Origin of the sequence: Pseudomonas sp. UM16, assembly GCF_050312595.1 — a bacterium.
Taxonomy (GTDB): domain Bacteria; phylum Pseudomonadota; class Gammaproteobacteria; order Pseudomonadales; family Pseudomonadaceae; genus Aquipseudomonas.
This window is the reverse complement of record NZ_JBNPJT010000032.1, coordinates 1-18,768: the sequence shown is the minus strand read 5'-3', so window position 1 is coordinate 18,768 and position 18,768 is coordinate 1. Positions and strand designations below refer to the sequence as shown.

General features: G+C 60.7%; 16 protein-coding genes, 1 tRNA gene and 1 pseudogene. 17 read left to right on the top strand and 1 reads right to left on the bottom strand.

Annotation, left to right across the window (positions count from 1 at the left end; translation table 11 throughout):
* Positions 1 to 8: 8 nt before the first annotated feature.
* Positions 9 to 899, bottom strand: a complete 891-nt coding sequence (locus ACQRAX_RS24985; RefSeq protein WP_412040701.1) for a LysR family transcriptional regulator — start codon at positions 897 to 899, stop codon at positions 9 to 11.
* Between the two features lie 132 nt (positions 900 to 1,031).
* Here ACQRAX_RS24985 and leuC point away from each other — a divergent pair, with 132 nt between their 5' ends.
* The 17 genes and pseudogenes from leuC (at position 1,032) to ACQRAX_RS24900 (ending at position 18,767) form a co-directional block, all read left to right on the top strand.
* Entirely contained in the window at positions 1,032 to 2,465 is a 1,434-nt protein-coding gene (gene leuC, locus ACQRAX_RS24980) for a 3-isopropylmalate dehydratase large subunit (protein WP_412040700.1), read from the top strand.
* Positions 2,462 to 3,106, top strand: a complete 645-nt coding sequence (leuD, locus tag ACQRAX_RS24975) for a 3-isopropylmalate dehydratase small subunit (RefSeq protein WP_412040699.1) — start codon at positions 2,462 to 2,464, stop codon at positions 3,104 to 3,106. Before leuC ends, leuD begins: the two co-directional genes overlap by 4 nt.
* 65 nt (positions 3,107 to 3,171) lie before the next feature.
* Positions 3,172 to 3,282: pseudogene (locus ACQRAX_RS24970) on the top strand (SAM-dependent methyltransferase); the annotation flags it as partial.
* Between the two features lie 56 nt (positions 3,283 to 3,338).
* Positions 3,339 to 4,421 (top strand): 3-isopropylmalate dehydrogenase, encoded by a 1,083-nt coding sequence (gene leuB, locus ACQRAX_RS24965; protein ID WP_412040698.1) that lies wholly within the window; start codon positions 3,339 to 3,341, stop codon positions 4,419 to 4,421.
* A 68-nt stretch (positions 4,422 to 4,489) separates the two neighbouring features.
* Positions 4,490 to 5,602, top strand: a complete 1,113-nt coding sequence (gene asd, locus ACQRAX_RS24960) for an aspartate-semialdehyde dehydrogenase (RefSeq protein WP_412040697.1) — start codon at positions 4,490 to 4,492, stop codon at positions 5,600 to 5,602.
* A 137-nt stretch (positions 5,603 to 5,739) separates the two neighbouring features.
* Positions 5,740 to 6,750, top strand: coding sequence for an aspartate-semialdehyde dehydrogenase (locus ACQRAX_RS24955; RefSeq protein WP_412040696.1), 1,011 nt, complete (start codon positions 5,740 to 5,742; stop codon positions 6,748 to 6,750).
* 72 nt (positions 6,751 to 6,822) lie between these two features.
* Positions 6,823 to 9,525 (top strand): FimV/HubP family polar landmark protein, encoded by a 2,703-nt coding sequence (locus tag ACQRAX_RS24950; RefSeq protein ID WP_412040695.1) that lies wholly within the window; start codon positions 6,823 to 6,825, stop codon positions 9,523 to 9,525.
* A 90-nt stretch (positions 9,526 to 9,615) separates the two neighbouring features.
* Complete coding sequence (truA, locus tag ACQRAX_RS24945) at positions 9,616 to 10,491, top strand: tRNA pseudouridine(38-40) synthase TruA (RefSeq protein ID WP_412040694.1); 876 nt, start codon at positions 9,616 to 9,618, stop codon at positions 10,489 to 10,491.
* Positions 10,492 to 10,529: 38 nt separating this feature from the next.
* Positions 10,530 to 11,150, top strand: coding sequence for a phosphoribosylanthranilate isomerase (locus ACQRAX_RS24940; protein ID WP_412040693.1), 621 nt, complete (start codon positions 10,530 to 10,532; stop codon positions 11,148 to 11,150).
* Positions 11,151 to 11,431: 281 nt separating this feature from the next.
* Positions 11,432 to 12,352, top strand: a complete 921-nt coding sequence (accD, locus tag ACQRAX_RS24935) for an acetyl-CoA carboxylase, carboxyltransferase subunit beta (protein ID WP_412040692.1) — start codon at positions 11,432 to 11,434, stop codon at positions 12,350 to 12,352.
* Complete coding sequence (folC, locus tag ACQRAX_RS24930) at positions 12,349 to 13,656, top strand: bifunctional tetrahydrofolate synthase/dihydrofolate synthase (protein WP_412040691.1); 1,308 nt, start codon at positions 12,349 to 12,351, stop codon at positions 13,654 to 13,656. The genes accD and folC overlap by 4 nt, the downstream gene beginning before the upstream one ends.
* Positions 13,640 to 14,311, top strand: a complete 672-nt coding sequence (locus ACQRAX_RS24925; protein WP_412040690.1) for an SPOR domain-containing protein — start codon at positions 13,640 to 13,642, stop codon at positions 14,309 to 14,311. Before folC ends, ACQRAX_RS24925 begins: the two co-directional genes overlap by 17 nt.
* A 99-nt stretch (positions 14,312 to 14,410) precedes the next feature.
* Entirely contained in the window at positions 14,411 to 14,965 is a 555-nt protein-coding gene (locus ACQRAX_RS24920; protein WP_045187244.1) for a CvpA family protein, read from the top strand.
* A 41-nt stretch (positions 14,966 to 15,006) separates the two neighbouring features.
* Entirely contained in the window at positions 15,007 to 16,512 is a 1,506-nt protein-coding gene (gene purF, locus ACQRAX_RS24915; protein ID WP_045187247.1) for an amidophosphoribosyltransferase, read from the top strand.
* Between the two features lie 16 nt (positions 16,513 to 16,528).
* Positions 16,529 to 17,740 (top strand): O-succinylhomoserine sulfhydrylase, encoded by a 1,212-nt coding sequence (locus tag ACQRAX_RS24910; RefSeq protein WP_412040689.1) that lies wholly within the window; start codon positions 16,529 to 16,531, stop codon positions 17,738 to 17,740.
* 11 nt (positions 17,741 to 17,751) lie between these two features.
* Entirely contained in the window at positions 17,752 to 18,510 is a 759-nt protein-coding gene (locus ACQRAX_RS24905; RefSeq protein ID WP_412040804.1) for an SDR family oxidoreductase, read from the top strand.
* A 181-nt stretch (positions 18,511 to 18,691) separates the two neighbouring features.
* Positions 18,692 to 18,767, top strand: a tRNA-Val gene (locus tag ACQRAX_RS24900).
* Position 18,768: the final 1 nt, after the last annotated feature.

The window sequence follows — 18,768 nt, the reverse complement described above, 5'->3', positions numbered from 1 at the left end:
TGGCCGGTTTACCTCATGTACTCAGAGCTGCCTGCGTGGCTGTCGAGCAATGCCATAAAGGCCTTGGCTGCATTCGATAACGTTCGCTCGGTGTGCAGAATGTAGCCTAGCTGGCGCGACAGCTGTATGCCCGGCAAAGTGATAGGCGCAACCTGCTCGTCGAGCATAGTCCGCGGCAGCACGCTCCACGCCAGGCCGATGGAAACCATCATCTTGATGGTTTCCAGGTAGTTGGTGCTCATGGCGATGTTTGGCATCAGCCCCTGGGCTTCGAACAAGCGTTGAACAATATGGTGTGTAAAAGTGTTTCCACCGGGGAACACCGCCGGGTGGTGGGCCACATCGGCGAGGCTGACTGCGCCATTTCGCGCCAACGGGTGTTCCGGGGAGGCGACGAAATCCAGCAGATCGTCCCACACCGGCACCGCGCGGATCAGCGTGTGCGGTTCGGGGGCGAGGGTGATTACGGCGATCTCTGCGCGGCCATGGAGAATTTCATCGTAGGCAGCTTCTGAATCGAGAAACTGAATATCCAGCGCTACTGCCGGGTATTGGCGAGTGAAGGCGCGCAAAACCGGAGGCAAGCGGTGCAGGCCGATATGGTGGCTGGTGGCGAGGGTCAGGCGACCTGTCACTTCGCCGCTGAGATTGGTCAAGGCTCTGCGCGTATCATCCAGTACGTTGATGATCTGATAGGCACGCGGTAACAGGGCGCGCCCGGCTTCGGTGAGATTGATCTCGCGGCCGAGGCGATCGAACAGGCGTACATCCAGTTGCTGCTCCAGCCCGGCAATCCGTTTGCTGATGGCTGGCTGGGTCAGGAACAGGCGCTCACCGGCCCCGGAAAAGCTGCCGGTTTCAGCCACGGCGATAAAGGCGTTGAGGTTGGCCAGGTCCACTGCTTAAGTATTCCTTTGGGTTATCCAAAGCATAAAAATTATGAATTTGAGTTATTCAATCTACCGTCATAGCATCGTCCGTACAAGCCAAGTGGTTATTGGCATAGAAAAGACGCTGATGAGGAAAGTCTGATGGCCGGCAAGACGCTCTACGACAAGCTCTGGGATTCGCATTTGGTCAAGCAGCGCGATGATGGTTCGGCGCTGATCTATATCGACCGTCACATCATTCACGAAGTGACGTCGCCGCAAGCCTTCGAAGGCCTGCGCCTGGCCAATCGCAAACCCTGGCGCATCGATGCCAACATCGCCACACCTGACCACAACGTGCCGACCACGCCAGAGCGCAAGGGCGGTATCGACGCCATTGTGGACCAAGTCTCGCGTTTGCAGGTGCAGACCCTCGATGAAAACTGCGACGAGTATGGCATTACCGAATTCAAGATGAATGACGTGCGTCAGGGCATCGTCCACGTCATCGGCCCGGAGCAGGGCGCTACCTTGCCGGGCATGACGGTAGTCTGCGGCGACTCGCATACGTCCACCCACGGTGCGTTTGGCGCCCTGGCTCACGGCATCGGCACTTCGGAAGTTGAGCATGTGCTCGCGACCCAGTGCCTGGTGGCGAAGAAAATGAAAAACATGCTGGTGCGCGTCGAAGGTCAGTTGCCGTTTGGCGTCACCGCCAAGGACATCGTTTTGGCGGTGATTGGCAAGATCGGTACTGCCGGCGGTAACGGCCATGCCATGGAGTTCGCCGGTAGCGCGATTCGTGACCTGTCTGTCGAAGGCCGTATGACCATCTGCAACATGTCCATCGAAGCTGGCGCCCGTGTAGGCCTGGTAGCAACCGATGAAAAGACCATTGCTTACGTTAAGGGCCGTCCGTATGCGCCCAAAGGTGAGCAGTGGGACATGGCTGTAGCGGCCTGGAAAGACCTGGTGTCCGACGCGGATGCGCTGTTCGACACGGTCATCGAGTTGGACGCTGCGCAGATCAAGCCGCAGGTCAGCTGGGGTACTTCGCCGGAAATGGTCCTGGCGGTTGACCAGCGCGTACCGGATCCGGCTGCCGAAGCCGATCTGGTCAAGCGTGGCTCCATCGAACGTGCCTTGAAGTACATGGGGTTGAGCGCCAACCAGGCAATCACGGACATCCAGCTCGACCGGGTATTCATCGGTTCGTGCACCAACTCGCGGATCGAAGACCTGCGCGCTGCCGCTGAGATCGCCAAGGGCCGCAAGGTCGCGGCTACCATCAAGCAAGCCATCGTGGTGCCAGGTTCGGGCTTGGTCAAAGCTCAGGCCGAGAAAGAGGGCCTGGACAAGATCTTCCTGGAAGCCGGTTTCGAATGGCGTGAGCCGGGCTGCTCGATGTGCCTGGCGATGAACCCCGACCGCCTGGAAAGTGGCGAGCATTGTGCGTCCACCTCCAACCGCAACTTTGAAGGCCGTCAGGGTGCTGGCGGTCGTACCCACCTGGTGAGCCCGGCAATGGCCGCCGCCGCCGCTGTCACCGGCCGTTTTGTCGACGTACGTGAGTTGATCCAAGGGAGCGCAGCATGAAAGCCTTTACCCAGCACACAGGTCTCGTCGCACCGTTGGACCGTGCCAATGTCGACACCGACCAGATCATTCCCAAGCAGTTCTTGAAATCGATCAAGCGCACCGGTTTTGGCCCCAACCTGTTCGATGAGTGGCGCTATCTGGATGTCGGTCAGCCGTACCAGGACAACAGCAAGCGCCCGCAGAACCCGGATTTCGTCTTGAACCACGCACGTTACCAGGGCGCCAGCGTGTTGCTCGCCCGCGAGAACTTCGGCTGCGGTTCGAGCCGTGAGCATGCCCCTTGGGCCCTTGAGGAGTATGGCTTTCGCAGCATCATCGCGCCGAGTTATGCGGACATCTTCTTCAATAACAGCTTCAAGAATGGCCTGTTGCCGATCATCCTCAGTGATGAAGAAGTTGATGAGCTGTTCAAGCAAGTCGAAGCCGATCCTGGCTATCAGCTGACTATTGACCTGCAGGCGCAGACCGTGACCTGTCCAGACGGCAAGGTCCTGGGTTTCGAGATCGATGCGTTTCGCAAACACTGCTTGCTCAATGGCCTGGATGACATCGGCCTGACCTTGCAGGACAGCGATGCGATTGCCACCTTCGAAGCCAAGCACCGGACAAGTCAGCCTTGGTTGTTTCGTGACGCCTGACTGATGCGTTGAGCCGGCTAGCGCCATCGCCGGCAAGTCCGGCGCCCACAGCTGCTGTGCATGGCGCCATACGCCATTTGCAGCAGGCGATGGGTGAAGAAGTACGGCAGTATTACCAGATTGAAGTCGACGGTTCGTTCAGCACCGATGTACTGGTGCTCTGGGCCGAACGCTGAGTGTTTATTCCGGCGGGCCGATGCGGCGTGTCGCTTGATTCGAATAAGAGGAACCCATGAGCAAGCAGATTCTGATTCTCCCAGGTGATGGTATTGGTCCGGAAATCATGGCCGAGGCGGTCAAGGTGCTGGAGCTGGCCAATGACAAGTTCCAGCTCGGCTTCAGCCTGAGTCACGACGTCATCGGCGGTGCGGCCATCGACAAGCACGGCGTGCCGCTGGCCGACGAGACCCTGGAACGCGCACGTCAGGCCGATGCCGTACTGTTGGGCGCTGTGGGTGGACCGAAGTGGGACAAGATCGAGCGTGACATTCGCCCTGAGCGCGGCCTGCTGAAGATCCGTTCGCAACTGGGTTTGTTTGCCAATCTGCGCCCGGCGATCCTCTACCCGCAGTTGGCCGATGCCTCCTCGCTCAAGTCAGAAATCGTGTCTGGCCTGGATATCCTCATCGTTCGTGAACTGACGGGCGGCATCTATTTTGGTGCTCCACGTGGCACCCGCGAACTTGAAGGCGGCGAGCGTCAGGCCTACGACACCCTGCCTTACAGTGAGAGCGAAATTCGCCGTATTGCCCGGGTCGGTTTCGACATGGCCCGTGTGCGCGGCAAGAAGCTCTGCTCGGTGGACAAGGCCAACGTCCTGGCCTCCAGCCAGCTGTGGCGTGAGATTGTCGAGGAAGTGGCCAAGGACTATCCGGATGTCGAACTCAACCACATGTACGTCGACAACGCCGCCATGCAATTGGTGCGCGCGCCCAAGCAGTTCGATGTCATGGTCACCGATAACATGTTTGGCGACATCCTGTCGGATGAAGCTTCCATGCTCACCGGCTCCATTGGCATGCTGCCGTCAGCGTCCCTGGACGCCAACAACAAAGGCATGTACGAGCCGTGCCACGGCTCGGCGCCAGACATCGCCGGCCAGGGCATTGCCAACCCGCTGGCAACCATTTTGTCGGTATCGATGATGCTGCGTTACAGCTTCAATCAACAGGCGGCAGCCGAAGCTATTGAAAAGGCCGTCAGCCTGGTGCTGGATAAGGGGCTGCGCACGGGCGACATCTGGTCGGCCGGTTGCAGCAAGGTAGGTACGCAGGAAATGGGCGACGCAGTAGTCGCAGCGCTGCGGAATCTGTAATCTCTCGGGCCCGCTGCTGTTTTTCCTTGTGAAGCAGCGGCCCACTTTTTAGCAAAGGTGTAGTTGCGATGAAACGTGTAGGTCTGATCGGTTGGCGCGGTATGGTCGGTTCCGTGCTCATGCAGCGGATGCTGGAAGAGCAGGATTTCGATCTCATCGAGCCGGTGTTCTTCACCACCTCCAACGTAGGTGGCCAGGGTCCGGCAGTGGGCAAGGACATTGCTCCGCTTAAAGACGCATACAGCATTGAAGAGCTCAAGACCCTCGATGTGATCCTGACCTGTCAGGGTGGCGACTACACCAACGAAGTATTCCCCAAGCTGCGTGAAGCCGGCTGGCAGGGCTACTGGATCGACGCCGCCTCCAGCCTGCGCATGCAGGATGATGCAGTGATCGTTCTGGACCCGGTCAACCGCAGGGTGATCGACCAGCAGCTGGACGCGGGCACCAAGAATTACATCGGCGGCAATTGCACCGTCAGCCTGATGCTGATGGGCCTGGGTGGCCTGTTTGAAGCGGGTCTGGTCGAGTGGATGAGCGCCATGACCTATCAGGCCGCTTCCGGCGCTGGCGCCCAGAACATGCGCGAGCTGATCCGCCAGATGGGCGCCACGCACGCCGCGGTGGCTGACGACCTGGCGAACCCTGCGAGCGCCATCCTCGACATCGACCGCAAGGTTGCCGAGGCCATGCGCAGCGAAGCCTACCCGACCGAAAACTTCGGTGTACCGCTGGCGGGCAGCCTGATCCCGTGGATCGACAAAGAGCTGCCTAACGGCCAGAGCCGTGAAGAGTGGAAGGCCCAGGCCGAGACCAACAAGATTCTGGGTCGCTTCAAGAGCCCGATCCCGGTCGACGGTATTTGCGTGCGCATCGGTGCCATGCGTTGCCATAGCCAGGCGCTGACCATCAAACTGAACAAAGATGTGCCGATCGCCGATATCGAAGGCATGATCAGCCAGCACAATCCGTGGGTGAAACTGGTGCCGAATCAGCGCGAGATCAGCATGCAGGAGCTGAGCCCGACCAACGTCACCGGTACCCTGAACATTCCGGTAGGTCGTCTGCGCAAGCTGAACATGGGTTCGCAGTACCTGGGTGCCTTCACCGTCGGTGACCAACTGTTGTGGGGCGCGGCCGAACCGCTGCGTCGCATGCTGCGGATTTTGCTGGAGCGTTGATCGCTGCAGTGAGATAAGCCAAAGCCCGTGCTGGAGACAGCGCGGGTTTTTTGTTTTCCGGACCTGTAGGAGCAGTGGAGGCTTGAAGTAAATCCAAGTACAGTGCCGCTCCCGCCGTTCCAGCAGAGGATTTCCCCATGAACCAGCCTATTGATATCGCCGTGATCGGTGCCACCGGTACAGTCGGTGAAACCCTTGTGCAGATTCTCGAAGAGCAGGATTTTCCGGTGGGTACCCTGCACCTGCTGGCCAGCAACGAGTCGGCTGGCAGTGGCGTGATGTTCCGCAGCAAAAGCCTGCGCGTTCGCGAAGTCGACAGCTTCGACTTCAGCAAGGTCAAGCTGGTGTTTTTCGCCGCTGGCCCCGCCGTTACCCGCAGTTTTGCCCCGCGCGCCCACGCTGCTGGCTGCACTGTGATCGATCTTTCTGGCGGATTGCCAGCCGAACAAGCTCCAGCCCTGGTCCCGGAGGCCAACGGTGCACGTCTGGAAAGTCTGCCCAAACCGCTGCAAGTAAGCAGTCCAAGCGCCGCAGCAGTAGCGTTGGCCGTTGCTCTGGCACCGCTCAAAGGTTTGCTCGACATTGAACGGGTCAGCGTCACCGCGTGCCTGGCGGTCTCGGCCCAAGGCCGGGAAGCGGTCAATGAGCTGGCCCGGCAGACTGCCGAGCTGCTCAATGCTCGCCCGCTGGAGCCACGTTTTTTTGACCGGCAGATGGCCTTCAACCTGTTGGCTCAAGTAGGCGCCAACGATGTAGAAGGCCACGGTGCGCTTGAGCGTCGTTTGGTCAATGAGTTGCGCGAGGTCTTGGACCTGCCTGCCCTGAAGATTTCCGTCAGTTGCATTCAAGTCCCGGTGTTTTTCGGCGATAGCTACAGTGTATCGGTGCAAAGTCGTGAACCGATCGACCTGACAGCAGTCAATGCTGCGTTGGAGGCTGCTCAGAGCATCGAACTGGTTGAAGAGGGGGATTATCCGACGCCGGTCGGTGACGCAGTCGGACAAGACGTGGTCTATGTTGGACGGGTGCGCGGCGGAATCGATGAGGCCGAGCAGCTCAACCTCTGGTTGACCACCGATAATGTGCGCAAAGGCGCGGCCCTGAACGCCGTGCAGTTGGCGCAATTGTTGATAAAACATGTTGTGTAAAAGATACTTGCAGCTAATTTTTACCGTGATATTGCTCGGTTGCCGGGGACGGTTCTTTCAAAGGAAGAGGTCATGCTTCGAATTCGCAAACTGGTCTTAGCAATAGCCGCAGCGTCGGCGCTGTCGTCCGGTATGGCGCATGCCCTCGGTTTGGGCGAACTGACGCTGAAGTCAGCGCAGAACCAGCCGTTGGATGCCGAGATCGAATTGCTCGATGTACGCGATCTCACCGCCGCGCAAGTGGCGCCGAGCCTGGCGCCGGCCGAAGAGTTTGCCAAGGCCGGGATCGAGCGCCAGGCCTACTTGAACGACCTGACATTCACCCCGGTGATCAATCCCAACGGCAAGAGCGTGTTGCGGGTGACTTCAAGCCAGCCGCTGCCAGCACCGATGGTCAAGTTCCTGGTGCAGGTAATGTGGCCCAGCGGGCGTCTGTTGCGTGACTACAGTGTGCTGGTCAATCAGGCAGCGCTGCCGGGTGCCAAGCCGCAGGCGGCGATTGCGCCGGCAGTCAGCGCGCCCGCCAACTACACCACGGTACGTCGTGACACCCTTTGGGAAATTGCCTCAAAAGCCCGTCAGGGCGGTTCGGTGCAGCAGACTATGCTGGCCATCCAGGCACTGAACCCCGATGCCTTTATCAACGGCAACATCAACCTGCTGAAAACCGGTCAGGTCTTGCGCCTACCCGATCAGCAGCAGGTCATGAGCATTCCCCAAGGCGAAGCGGTGACCGAAGTTGCCGAGCAATATGCCGCTTGGCGTCAAGGCCGGCGCCTGGGGCCGCGCGCCCGACAGTTGGACGCCACACGCCGCACCGGCACTGAAGCTGCGCCAGCGCAGATCGCCAATCAGGACAGCCTGCGCCTGGTGGCGCCCAGCAGCAAAACCGCTGCCGGTGACGGCAAGGCGGTCAGCGACAAGCTCGCGCTAGCCCAGGAGAGCCTCGATACCACACGGCGTGACAATGCCGAGCTGAAAAGCCGCATGGGCGATCTGCAGAGCCAGCTGGACAAGCTGGAGCGTCTGATCGCGCTGAAAAATGATCAGCTGGCTCGTCTCGAAGCCCAAGGGGCTGCCGGTCAGGCGCCTGAACAGTCGAGCATTGCTGCCGAACTGCAGCCGGCACCGGGCGAGCCGGTGGTGACTCCGGCGCCTGCAGCCGTCGATACCGCACCACTCGATAACAAAGCACCTGGCGCAGAAACCACGAGCGCTGACCGCTCCAGCAAGATGCTCGACGACCTGCTCGGCAACCCGCTGTTGCTGGCCTTGATCGCCGCTTCCGCCGTGCTCGTGCTGTTGCTGTTGCTGTTATTGCTGGCACGCAAGCGCAAGGCCGACCAGGAAGCGGAAAAGCACCTGCGCATGGCGCGCGCACTGGCCGAAGAGAGTGATCGCGGCCCAGACCTCGACTTGCCACCGAGCAGCTTCGAAGGCCTGGAAATGCCCGCGCCGAGCGTGACCTTGGCACCGGCTGTGGTCGCGGCCTCGGCCGCCGCTGCCAGTGCCGCTGAAGCGCCCGCTGAGCAAGTCAAGCCCGAAACGGTCAAGGTGCTTGAGCAGGCGCCTGCCCAGCCACAGGCGATGGCTGCTCCGCTGGTGGCACCCGCCGCTGATGCGCCGCCAGCGCCAAGCGCTGATGCGCTGCTCAACGAAGTGGAACTAAGCATTGCCCGTGGTCGCCTGAACCACGCCGCTGATCTGTTGGAACCAGCTGTGGCTGCGGCGCCGGAGCGTAGCGACTTGCGTTTGAAGCTGATGGAGGTCTATGCGCGCCAAGGCGACCGTGATGCCTTTGTCGGTCATGAGCGGCAACTGATTGCCACTGGCCAGAACCATGCTGACGTCGAAGCCCTCAAGAGCCGCTTCCCGGCTATGTTGGCATTGGCTGCAGCAGGTGGTATCGGTGCCGCCGCCCTGGCGGCGGAAATGGATGCCCAGTACGTTCAGGCATTGTTGCAGGATGAGCCGCAGGCCGAGCCTGAGGTGCAATCTGAGCCAGAGCCAGAGCCAGAGCCAGTCGCGGAGGTGGAGCTGGAGCCGGTGCCAGAGCTGGATCCGCTTGCAGACGATGAACTGAACAGCGCTTTCGACTTGAGCCTGGACGATGATCTGCATGACCTGAACCTGGAAGCGCCGTTGGATCTTGCTGAGTCCGCACCTGAGGTCGAGCTGGAGGTAGCGCCCGAGCCTGTGGTTCAAGTGCCGGTTGCGGAGCCAGAAGTTGAGTTGCCCGCCGAGCCACCTATTGAGCTGGCGCCTGAAGCGCTCGATGACTTGTCCGACTTCGATCTCGATGTAGCGGGTGATCAATTGGCCGAACTGCCAGTCAGCGAACCGATTGATATTGCTGCCGAGCTTGCCGCCTTCGACGAAACGATGCCGGAATTCGACCCGCTGAGCGAGTTGGAACTGCCGGAAGACTTCGATTTGTCGTTGTCACTGGAGGATGAGTCCGAGGCGGCCAAGAGCTTTGCTTCCGAGCTTGATGACGTCAATGCCGAGCTCGACAAGTTGTCCCAGAGCCTGGAGCAGCCGTCGATCGAGCCGCACTTCACCGCTGAAGACGCCTTGAGCGACGACCTCGGTGATGACCTGGAGTTTGACTACCTGGGTGGCGCCGATGAGGCCGCGACCAAGCTCGATCTGGCCCGTGCCTACATCGACATGGGTGACCATGACGGTGCCCGCGACATCCTCGACGAAGTGCGCAAAGAGGGCAGTGATGCCCAGAAACAGGAAGCCGAGGAGATGCTCTCGCGCCTGGTCTGAGTCCTGCCCTTGTACGTCCGACGGCAGCCCTGGTGGCTGCCGTTGTCGTTATAATTCCCGCCATCTGCTAAATCGACAGGCTGTATCTTCTTGGAAATCATTGATAACACGGTTGCCGAATCGGCGGCCGAAGGCTTCTTCCGCATCGCCCTGGGCGTCGAATACAAAGGCTCGCGCTATCGTGGCTGGCAGCGCCAGGCTGATGGCGTGCCGAGCGTTCAGCAGACGCTCGAAGAGGCGTTGTCGAAAGTGGCCGATGCGCCCGTGACCCTGCTCTGCGCCGGGCGTACTGACGCCGGCGTGCATGCCTGTGGCCAGGTGGTGCATTTCGATACCCAGGTGGCGCGCAGCATGAAGGCCTGGACCATGGGCGCTAACATCAACTTGCCGCACGACATCAGCGTGTCTTGGGCGAAAGAGATGCCGGCGAATTTTCATGCTCGCTTCAAGGCTATCGCCCGGCGTTACCGCTACGTGATCTACAACGATCAGATTCGCCCGGCGCATTTGGGGCAGGAAGTCACTTGGAATCACCGGCCGCTGGATGTCGAGCGCATGGCTCTGGCCGCCGAATATCTAGTGGGTACTCATGACTTCAGTGCCTTTCGCGCCGGGCAGTGCCAGGCTAAGTCGCCGATCAAGAACCTTCATCACCTGCGAGTGACGCGCCACGGTAAGATGATTGTCCTGGATATCCGCGCCAGCGCCTTCCTGCACCACATGGTGCGCAACATTGCCGGGGTATTGATGACCATCGGTGCCGGTGAGCGTCCGGTGGAGTGGGCTCGGGACGTGTTGGAAAGCCGCGAACGGCGCACCGGCGGTGTCACCGCGCATCCTTTTGGCTTGTACCTGGTGCAGGTGGAGTACCACGATGAGTTCGCCTTGCCCGAGCGTTACATCGGCCCACACTTTCTTACCGGTTACGAGTCGCTGGCGGCTGACGATCCACAAGGCATTTGCTAACATCCGGGACTTTCCAGATCAGCCGAGGTTCACCGGGCATGAGCGCCGTTCGCAGCAAAATCTGTGGTATTACGCGCATCGAGGATGCCTTGGCTGCGGCAGAGGCGGGCGCTGACGCCATTGGTCTGGTGTTCTACGCCAAGAGCCCGCGGGCGGTGAACGTGCAACAGGCGCGGGCGATCATCGCCGCGTTACCGCCGTTCGTGACCACCGTGGGTCTGTTCGTCAATGCCAGCCGCTGCGAACTCAGCGAAATTCTCGAAGCGGTGCCGCTGGACTTGCTGCAGTTTCATGGCGATGAAACCCCAGCCGATTGCGCCGGTCATAACCGACCATGGATCAAAGCCTTGCGGGTGCGCCCAGGCGATGACCTCGAAGCCGCTTGCAAGCTGTACAAGGACGCTAGCGGCATTCTGCTCGATACCTATGTAGCGGGTGTGCCGGGGGGGACCGGGGAGGCCTTCGACTGGACATTGGTGCCCGAAAAACTGAGCAAGCCGATCATTCTTGCCGGGGGCTTGTCGCCGGACAATGTTGCTGCCGCAATTGCCCAGGTGCAGCCGTATGCCGTCGATGTCAGCGGTGGCGTCGAGCAGGCCAAGGGCATTAAGGATACGGCGCGGATCGAAGCCTTTATCCAGGCCGTCAAGCAGGCGTGATAACGTCTGCTGTTGCTAATGTGACGGCTGGCCGCGCGCCATCGTCCATAGCTTTCGCAGCCCGGTGCTGCCGGATCGCGCCCATGGGCCGGTCGAAATTACCGGGTGGCGCCATTGGCGTCGCCCTTACAGGTTGACGATGGGGCGGTATCGGGGCACCTCGCTGTATGTGGGGCGCCGGAGCCGGTCCATCATCGCGTCATACATGAATTGAGCTCAAGGGCATACGCGCGAACCTGGCAGCCAATGCCTGCCGGTCGCCGTTACTGGAGAAAGAAAGCATGAGCAACTGGTTAGTAGACAAACTGATCCCTTCGATCATGCGTTCCGAGGTGAAGAAAAGTTCGGTACCTGAAGGGCTGTGGCACAAGTGCCCGTCCTGTGAGGCTGTGCTGTATCGTCCGGAGCTGGAAAAAACCCTGGATGTCTGCCCCAAGTGCAACCACCACATGCGCATTGGCGCACGGGCGCGCATTGACATCTTCCTCGATGCCGAAGGCCGTGCCGAGTTGGGTGCCGACCTGGAGCCGGTTGACCGCCTGAAGTTCCGTGATGGCAAGAAGTACAAGGACCGTCTCAGTGCTGCGCAAAAGCAGACCGGCGAGAAGGATGCCCTGATCTCCATGAGCGGCACCCTGCTGGGTATGCCGATCGTGGTCAGTGCCTTCGAGTTCTCGTTCATGGGGGGGTCGATGGGGGCCATCGTTGGCGAGCGCTTCGTGCGTGCGGCCAACTACGCCCTGGAAAACCGTTGCCCGATGGTCTGTTTCTCGGCCTCCGGTGGTGCACGTATGCAGGAAGCGCTGATTTCGCTGATGCAGATGGCCAAGACCTCGGCAGTGCTGGCGCGACTTCGCGAAGAAGGCATTCCGTTCATCTCGGTGTTGACCGATCCGGTCTACGGTGGTGTTTCCGCAAGTCTGGCGATGCTCGGCGACGTCATTGTCGGTGAGCCAAAAGCCCTGATCGGCTTTGCCGGCCCGCGCGTGATTGAGCAGACCGTGCGTGAGAAGCTGCCCGAAGGCTTCCAGCGCAGCGAGTTCCTCCTCGAGCACGGCGCTATCGATATGATCATCCCGCGTCAGGAGTTGCGTCAGCGCCTGGGCAACCTGCTGGCACAGATGATGGGCCTGCCGACGCCGAAGTTCGTTGAGCCTGTGCTTGAGCCGATCGTCGTACCGCCGGCGCCAGCTACCGTATGACCCAACGTACCCTTGGCGACTGGCTCGCCTATCTCGAGCAGTTGCACCCCTCGGCCATCGATATGGGCCTGGCGCGTTCGCAACAGGTTGCAGCCAGGCTCGGGTTGGACAAGCCGGCGCCACGGGTGATTACCGTGACCGGCACCAACGGCAAGGGCTCGACCTGCGCCTTTGTGGCGGCGTTGTTGCGTGCTCAGGGGCTTAGGGTTGGGGTTTACAGCTCGCCGCACCTGTTGCGTTACAACGAACGGGTGCAAATCGATGGCGAAGAAGCGGCCGATCAGCAGCTGTGCGAGGCATTTGCCGCCGTCGAAGCTGCCCGCGGCGAGATTTCCCTGACCTATTTCGAGGCCGGTACCCTGGCGGCGTTCTGGCTGTTCAAGCAGTCCGCGCTGGATGCCGTAGTGCTTGAGGTGGGCCTGGGCGGGCGTCTGGATACCGTCAATATCGTCGATGCCGATGTGGCGCTGGTTACCAGCATTGGTGTCGATCATGTCGACTACCTCGGCGACACCCGGGAGTTGGTGGCCTTTGAAAAGGCCGGGATTTTTCGCCCGGGCAAGCCTGCGCTGTGCGGTGACCTCAATCCGCCGCAGCCACTACTGGATAAAGCCCGCGAGTTGGCGTGTCCGTTCTTCTTGCGTGGTCGAGATTTTGATCTCGCCAGCACCGATCAGTATTGGCAGTGGCGGGGCGTTGATAGCCGTGGACAGCTAGTCGAGCTGCGCGATCTGCCGTTGCTCGACCTGCCCATGGAAAACGCCGCGCTGGCCCTGCAAGCCTATCTGTTGCTGGGCTTGCCATGGGACGCCGGGCAGATCGCCGCGGCGCTGCAATCGACGCGGATGGTCGGTCGTCTGGATCGCCGCAGATTTCGCTGGCAGGGCAAGGCATTGACTATCCTCATGGATGTCGGCCATAACCCTCATGCCGCCGAGTATCTGGCCCAACGTCTGGCTGCCCGGCCGCTGCAAGGTAAGCGTCTGGCGGTGTTCGGCCTGTTGGTGGACAAGGACCTGACCGGAGTGGTGCAGCACTTGCTTGGCGCGGTTCAAGGGTGGGCGGTTGCACCGCTGGACACCGCACGTAGTCGTCCGGCGAGCGAGCTGCAGGCGGCACTGGCGAACCTCGGTGCTGATGTGAAGTCTTATTCCAGCGTCGCCGAGGCCCTCGATGGTCAGTGCGCGTTGGCAGCGGCGGATGATGAAATTCTGCTGTTCGGATCGTTTTTCTGTGTCGGCGAAGCCCTGCAGTGGCTGGATCGGCAGGCCACGGAGGATGGGGCAAATGGCATTGCTGGATAAAGTGGTCAAGCAACGGATGGTCGGTGCGCTGGTGCTGGTAGCCCTGGCGGTGATTTTCTTGCCGATGCTGTTCTCTCGTGAGGACGAAATGCGTCAGGTGCGCGTTGACGCTCCAGAAGCGCCGGCGGCGCCGAGCATGGCGCCGGTGCAGGTCGCGCCGGTGGCGGTACCGGAGCCTCAGGCGCTGCCTGAAGAGGCGCCGGTTATCGTTGATGAGTCCACGGCACCTGCGCAGACCCCAAGCACGCCGATTGCGCCTGCGCCCCCAGCGCTGCCGGCCCCGGCTGAAGTCCCGGAACCAGTGGTCGCGGCCAAGCCAGCGACGCCGCCATCAGCGGTAAAGCCTGAAACCAAGCCTGCCGCGACGGTTGCCACAGCCGCCAAGCCGACAGCAGGCAAGATCGACGCCAATGGCCTGCCGGTCAGTTGGTCGGTGCAATTGGCAAGCCTGTCCAATCGGGCCGGTGCCGACAACCTGCAGAAAACCCTGCGCAGCCAGGGCTACAACGCCTATATCCGTTCGGCTGGCGGTATGAATCGGGTGTATGTCGGGCCGTTGATCGAGCGCGCTGAAGCTGAGCGTCTGCGTGATGTGATCAATCGTCAGCAGAAGCTCAACGGTATTATTGTGCGCTTCCAGCCCGAGCGCAGCTGAGTGCTCGTCGCCCGGCCAGTGCCGGGCGACAAATCACTGCTTACCGACAGCCCGCTGCTCTGGTAAAATGCGCCGCCTTATCCGTTTGCAGGCAACACTGTGGCATTTACCTGGGTCGACTGGGCGATTTTCGCGATCATCGCCATTTCTTCGCTGATCAGTCTCAAGCGCGGCTTCGTCAAAGAGGCCTTGTCGCTGCTTACCTGGATCATTGCCGGTGCAGTTGCCTGGATGTTCGGTGGCTCACTGTCGCAGTACCTGGAATCTTATATCCAGACGCCTTCGGCCCGAGTCATCGCCGGATGCGCCATTCTTTTCGTCGCCACCCTGCTGGTGGGGGCCATGATCAACTTTCTCATTGGCGAGCTGATTCGCGTCACCGGGCTGTCCGGGACCGATCGCTTCCTCGGTATGGCCTTTGGTGCCGCCCGTGGGGCCTTGCTGGTGGTGGTGGCTGTCGGGCTGTTGAGCCTGGGGCCGGTACAACAGGATCAGTGGTGGCAGGATTCTCGCCTGATACCACAATTTCTATTGGTGGCTGACTGGTCGAAAAACCTCATTCTGGGGTTCACCAGCCAGTGGCTAGCCAGCGGGATCAGCGCACCGGCTGATCTCCCGTTCAAGGATCAGCTTCTGGGGCCCAAAACGCCTTGAGAGCTGCTCAGTCCAGTTTCATTAAGTAGGGGTTGCGTCGCATGTGTGGCATCGTCGGTATCGTCGGTAAGTCGAACGTCAATCAGGCGCTGTATGACGCGCTAACCGTCCTCCAGCATCGCGGCCAGGACGCTGCCGGTATTGTGACCAGCCATGATGGCCGGTTATTCCTGCGCAAGGACAACGGCCTGGTCCGTGATGTGTTCCAGCAGCGCCATATGCAGCGCCTGGTCGGGCACATGGGCATTGGCCATGTGCGTTACCCGACTGCGGGCAGTTCGACCTCGGCAGAGGCCCAGCCGTTCTACGTCAACTCGCCCTATGGCATCACCCTGGCGCACAACGGCAACCTGACCAACGTTGAACAGTTGGCCAAAGAGATTTACGAGTCCGACCTGCGCCACGTCAACACCAGTTCTGACTCTGAAGTCCTACTCAACGTCTTCGCCCACGAGTTGGCAGTGCGCGGCAAACTGCAGCCGACCGAAGAAGACGTGTTCGCTGCGGTTACTGACGTGCACAACCGTTGCGTCGGTGGCTACGCAGTGGTGGCGATGATCACCGGTTACGGTATCGTCGGTTTCCGTGACCCGAACGGCATCCGTCCGATCGTCTTCGGTCAGCGTCACACCGACGAAGGCGTGGAGTACATGATCGCCTCGGAAAGCGTTTCCCTCGACGTGCTTGGCTTCACCCTGATCCGCGACCTGGCCCCGGGCGAAGCGGTGTACATCACCGAAGAAGGCAAGTTGCACACCCGTCAGTGCGCGAACAACCCGCAACTGTCGCCGTGCATCTTCGAACACGTTTACCTGGCACGCCCAGATTCGATCATCGACGGCGTCTCGGTCTACAAGGCGCGCCTGCGCATGGGCGAGAAGCTGGCCGAGAAAATCCAGCGCGAGCGTCCGGATCACGACATCGACGTGGTCATCCCGATTCCTGATACCAGCCGTACCGCAGCGCTGGAGCTGGCTAACCACCTGGGCGTCAAGTTCCGCGAAGGCTTCGTCAAGAACCGTTACATCGGCCGGACCTTCATCATGCCTGGCCAAGCGGCGCGGAAAAAATCGGTGCGCCAGAAGCTCAACGCCATCGAGCTGGAGTTTCGCGGTAAGAACGTGATGCTGGTGGACGACTCCATCGTCCGTGGCACCACCTGCAAGCAGATCATCCAAATGGCCCGCGAAGCCGGGGCGAAAAACGTCTACTTCTGCTCGGCCGCACCGGCTGTGCGTTACCCCAACGTCTACGGCATCGACATGCCGAGCGCGCATGAACTGATCGCCCACAACCGCAGCACCGAAGACGTCGCCGAGCTGATCGGTGCCGACTGGCTGGTTTACCAGGACCTGCCGGACCTGATCGAGGCTGTGGGTGGTGGCAAGATCAAGATCGAGCATTTCGATTGCGCGGTGTTCGACGGCAAGTACGTCACCGGTGACATCGACGAGGCCTACCTGGACAAGATCGAGCAGGCACGTAATGACGCCTCCAAGGTCAAGAACCAGGCGGTCAGCGCGATCATCGACCTCTACAACAATTAATTTAGGAGGCAGCGGCATGACACAGGAATGGGATGCCGGGCGCCTGGACAGCGACCTCGAAGGGGTCGCTTTTGACACGCTGGCGGTACGCGCCGGCCAGCATCGCACGCCGGAAGGTGAACACAGCGATCCGCTGTTCTTCACTTCCAGCTACGTGTTCCGGACAGCGGCTGATGCCGCTGCACGGTTCGCCGGCGAGGTTCCAGGTAACGTCTATTCACGCTACACCAACCCCACCGTACGTGCGTTCGAAGAGCGCATCGCCGCCTTGGAAGGCGCTGAGCAAGCGGTGGCCACCTCCACCGGCATGTCGGCGATCCTCTCCACGGTAATGGCCTTGTGCAGCGCCGGTGACCATGTGCTGGTCTCGCAGAGCGTATTCGGCTCGACCATCAGCCTGTTCGAGAAGTATTTCAAGCGCTTCGGTGTGCAGGTTGATTACGTGCCGTTGGTGGATCTTGCCGGTTGGGATGCGGCGATCAAGGCCAACACCAAGCTGTTGTTCGTCGAGTCGCCGTCCAATCCTCTGGCTGAGCTGGTGGATATCGCTGCACTGGCCGAGATTGCTCACGCCAAGGGTGCGCAACTGGTGGTCGACAACTGTTTCAGCACCCCTGCATTGCAACAGCCACTGAAGCTGGGCGCCGACATCGTCGTGCACTCGGCGACCAAGTTCATCGATGGCCAAGGCCGTTGCATGGGCGGTGTGGTTGCCGGGCGCAGCGAGCAAATGAAAGAAGTGGTGGGCTTTCTGCGCACCGCCGGGCCGTCGCTGAGCCCGTTCAACGCCTGGATTTTCCTCAAGGGCCTGGAGACACTCAACCTGCGTATGCGTGCCCACTGCGCCGGCGCACAGGCCCTGGCCGAGTGGTTGGAGCAGCAGGACGGCATTGAAAAGGTTCACTACGCCGGGTTGCAGAGCCATCCGCAGCACGCTTTGGCGAAAAGCCAGATGAGTGGTTTTGGCGCGGTGGTGAGCTTTGAGGTCAAGGGTGGCAAAGAGGGTGCCTGGCGCTTCATCGATGCTACGCGTCTGATCTCGATCACCGCCAATCTGGGTGACAGCAAGACCACCATCACCCACCCGGGCACCACTTCTCACGGCCGTCTGTCGCCGCAGGAGCGGGAGGCTGCCGGGATTCGCGACAGTCTGATCCGGGTTGCCGTAGGTCTGGAAGACGTTGCTGATCTCAAGGCCGACCTGGCCCGCGGTCTGGCGGCGCTGTGATCGACTGGTCAGTGGGCGACAGCAGCCATAACGGCCGCGTCGCCCTGGTGACCGGTGCGGCACGTGGGATCGGCCTGGGCATTGCTGCCTGGCTGATCGCTGAAGGCTGGCAGGTGGTGCTCAGCGATCTTGATCGTGTGCGCGGTGCCAAGGCGTCCAAGGTGTTGGGCGACAATGCCTGGTTCATTGGCATGGACGTTGCCGATGAAACCCAGGTCAAGACCGCGGTGGCCGAAGTGCTCGGCCAGTTCGGTCGTCTTGACGCGCTGGTGTGCAATGCCGCCATTGCCGACCCGCACAACACCACCCTGGAAACCCTCAGCCTTGCGCACTGGAACCGGGTGTTGGCGGTCAACCTTGGTGGGCCGATGCTGCTGGCCAAGCACTGTGCGCCGTACCTGCGCGCTCACGGTGGTGCGATCGTCAACCTGGCGTCCACCCGCGCCGCACAATCGGAACCCGACACAGAGGCCTACGCGGCCAGCAAGGGTGGCTTGCTGGCGCTCACGCATGCGCTGGCCATGAGTCTGGGGCCGGAGATCCGCGTCAATGCGGTGAGCCCTGGTTGGATTGATGCTCGTGATCCTTCCGAACGTCGTGCCGAGCCGCTGAGCGAAGCCGATCATGCCCAGCACCCAGCGGGCAGGGTAGGGACGGTAGAAGACGTGGCAGCCATGGTTGCCTGGCTGTTGTCGCGCAATGCTGGCTTCGTCACCGGTCAGGAGTTCGTGGTCGACGGCGGCATGACCAAGAAGATGATCTATCGGTAGCTGCAAGCGCTCAGTTGCAAGCTTCAAGTTGTACGCGGTGCGCTGTTGATTTTGCTCTTTCTTGCAGCTTACAGCGTGAAGCTTGTAGCTGGTTTTTTTCACCAAAGTGAAAAAAACTTCAATCAGAGTATTGACTTAGCATCGATACCTGCGTAAATTTCGCCACCTCAGCGAAGCACACGGGTGATTAGCTCAGCCGGGAGAGCATCTGCCTTACAAGCAGAGGGTCGGCGGTTCGATCCCGTCATCACCCACCAC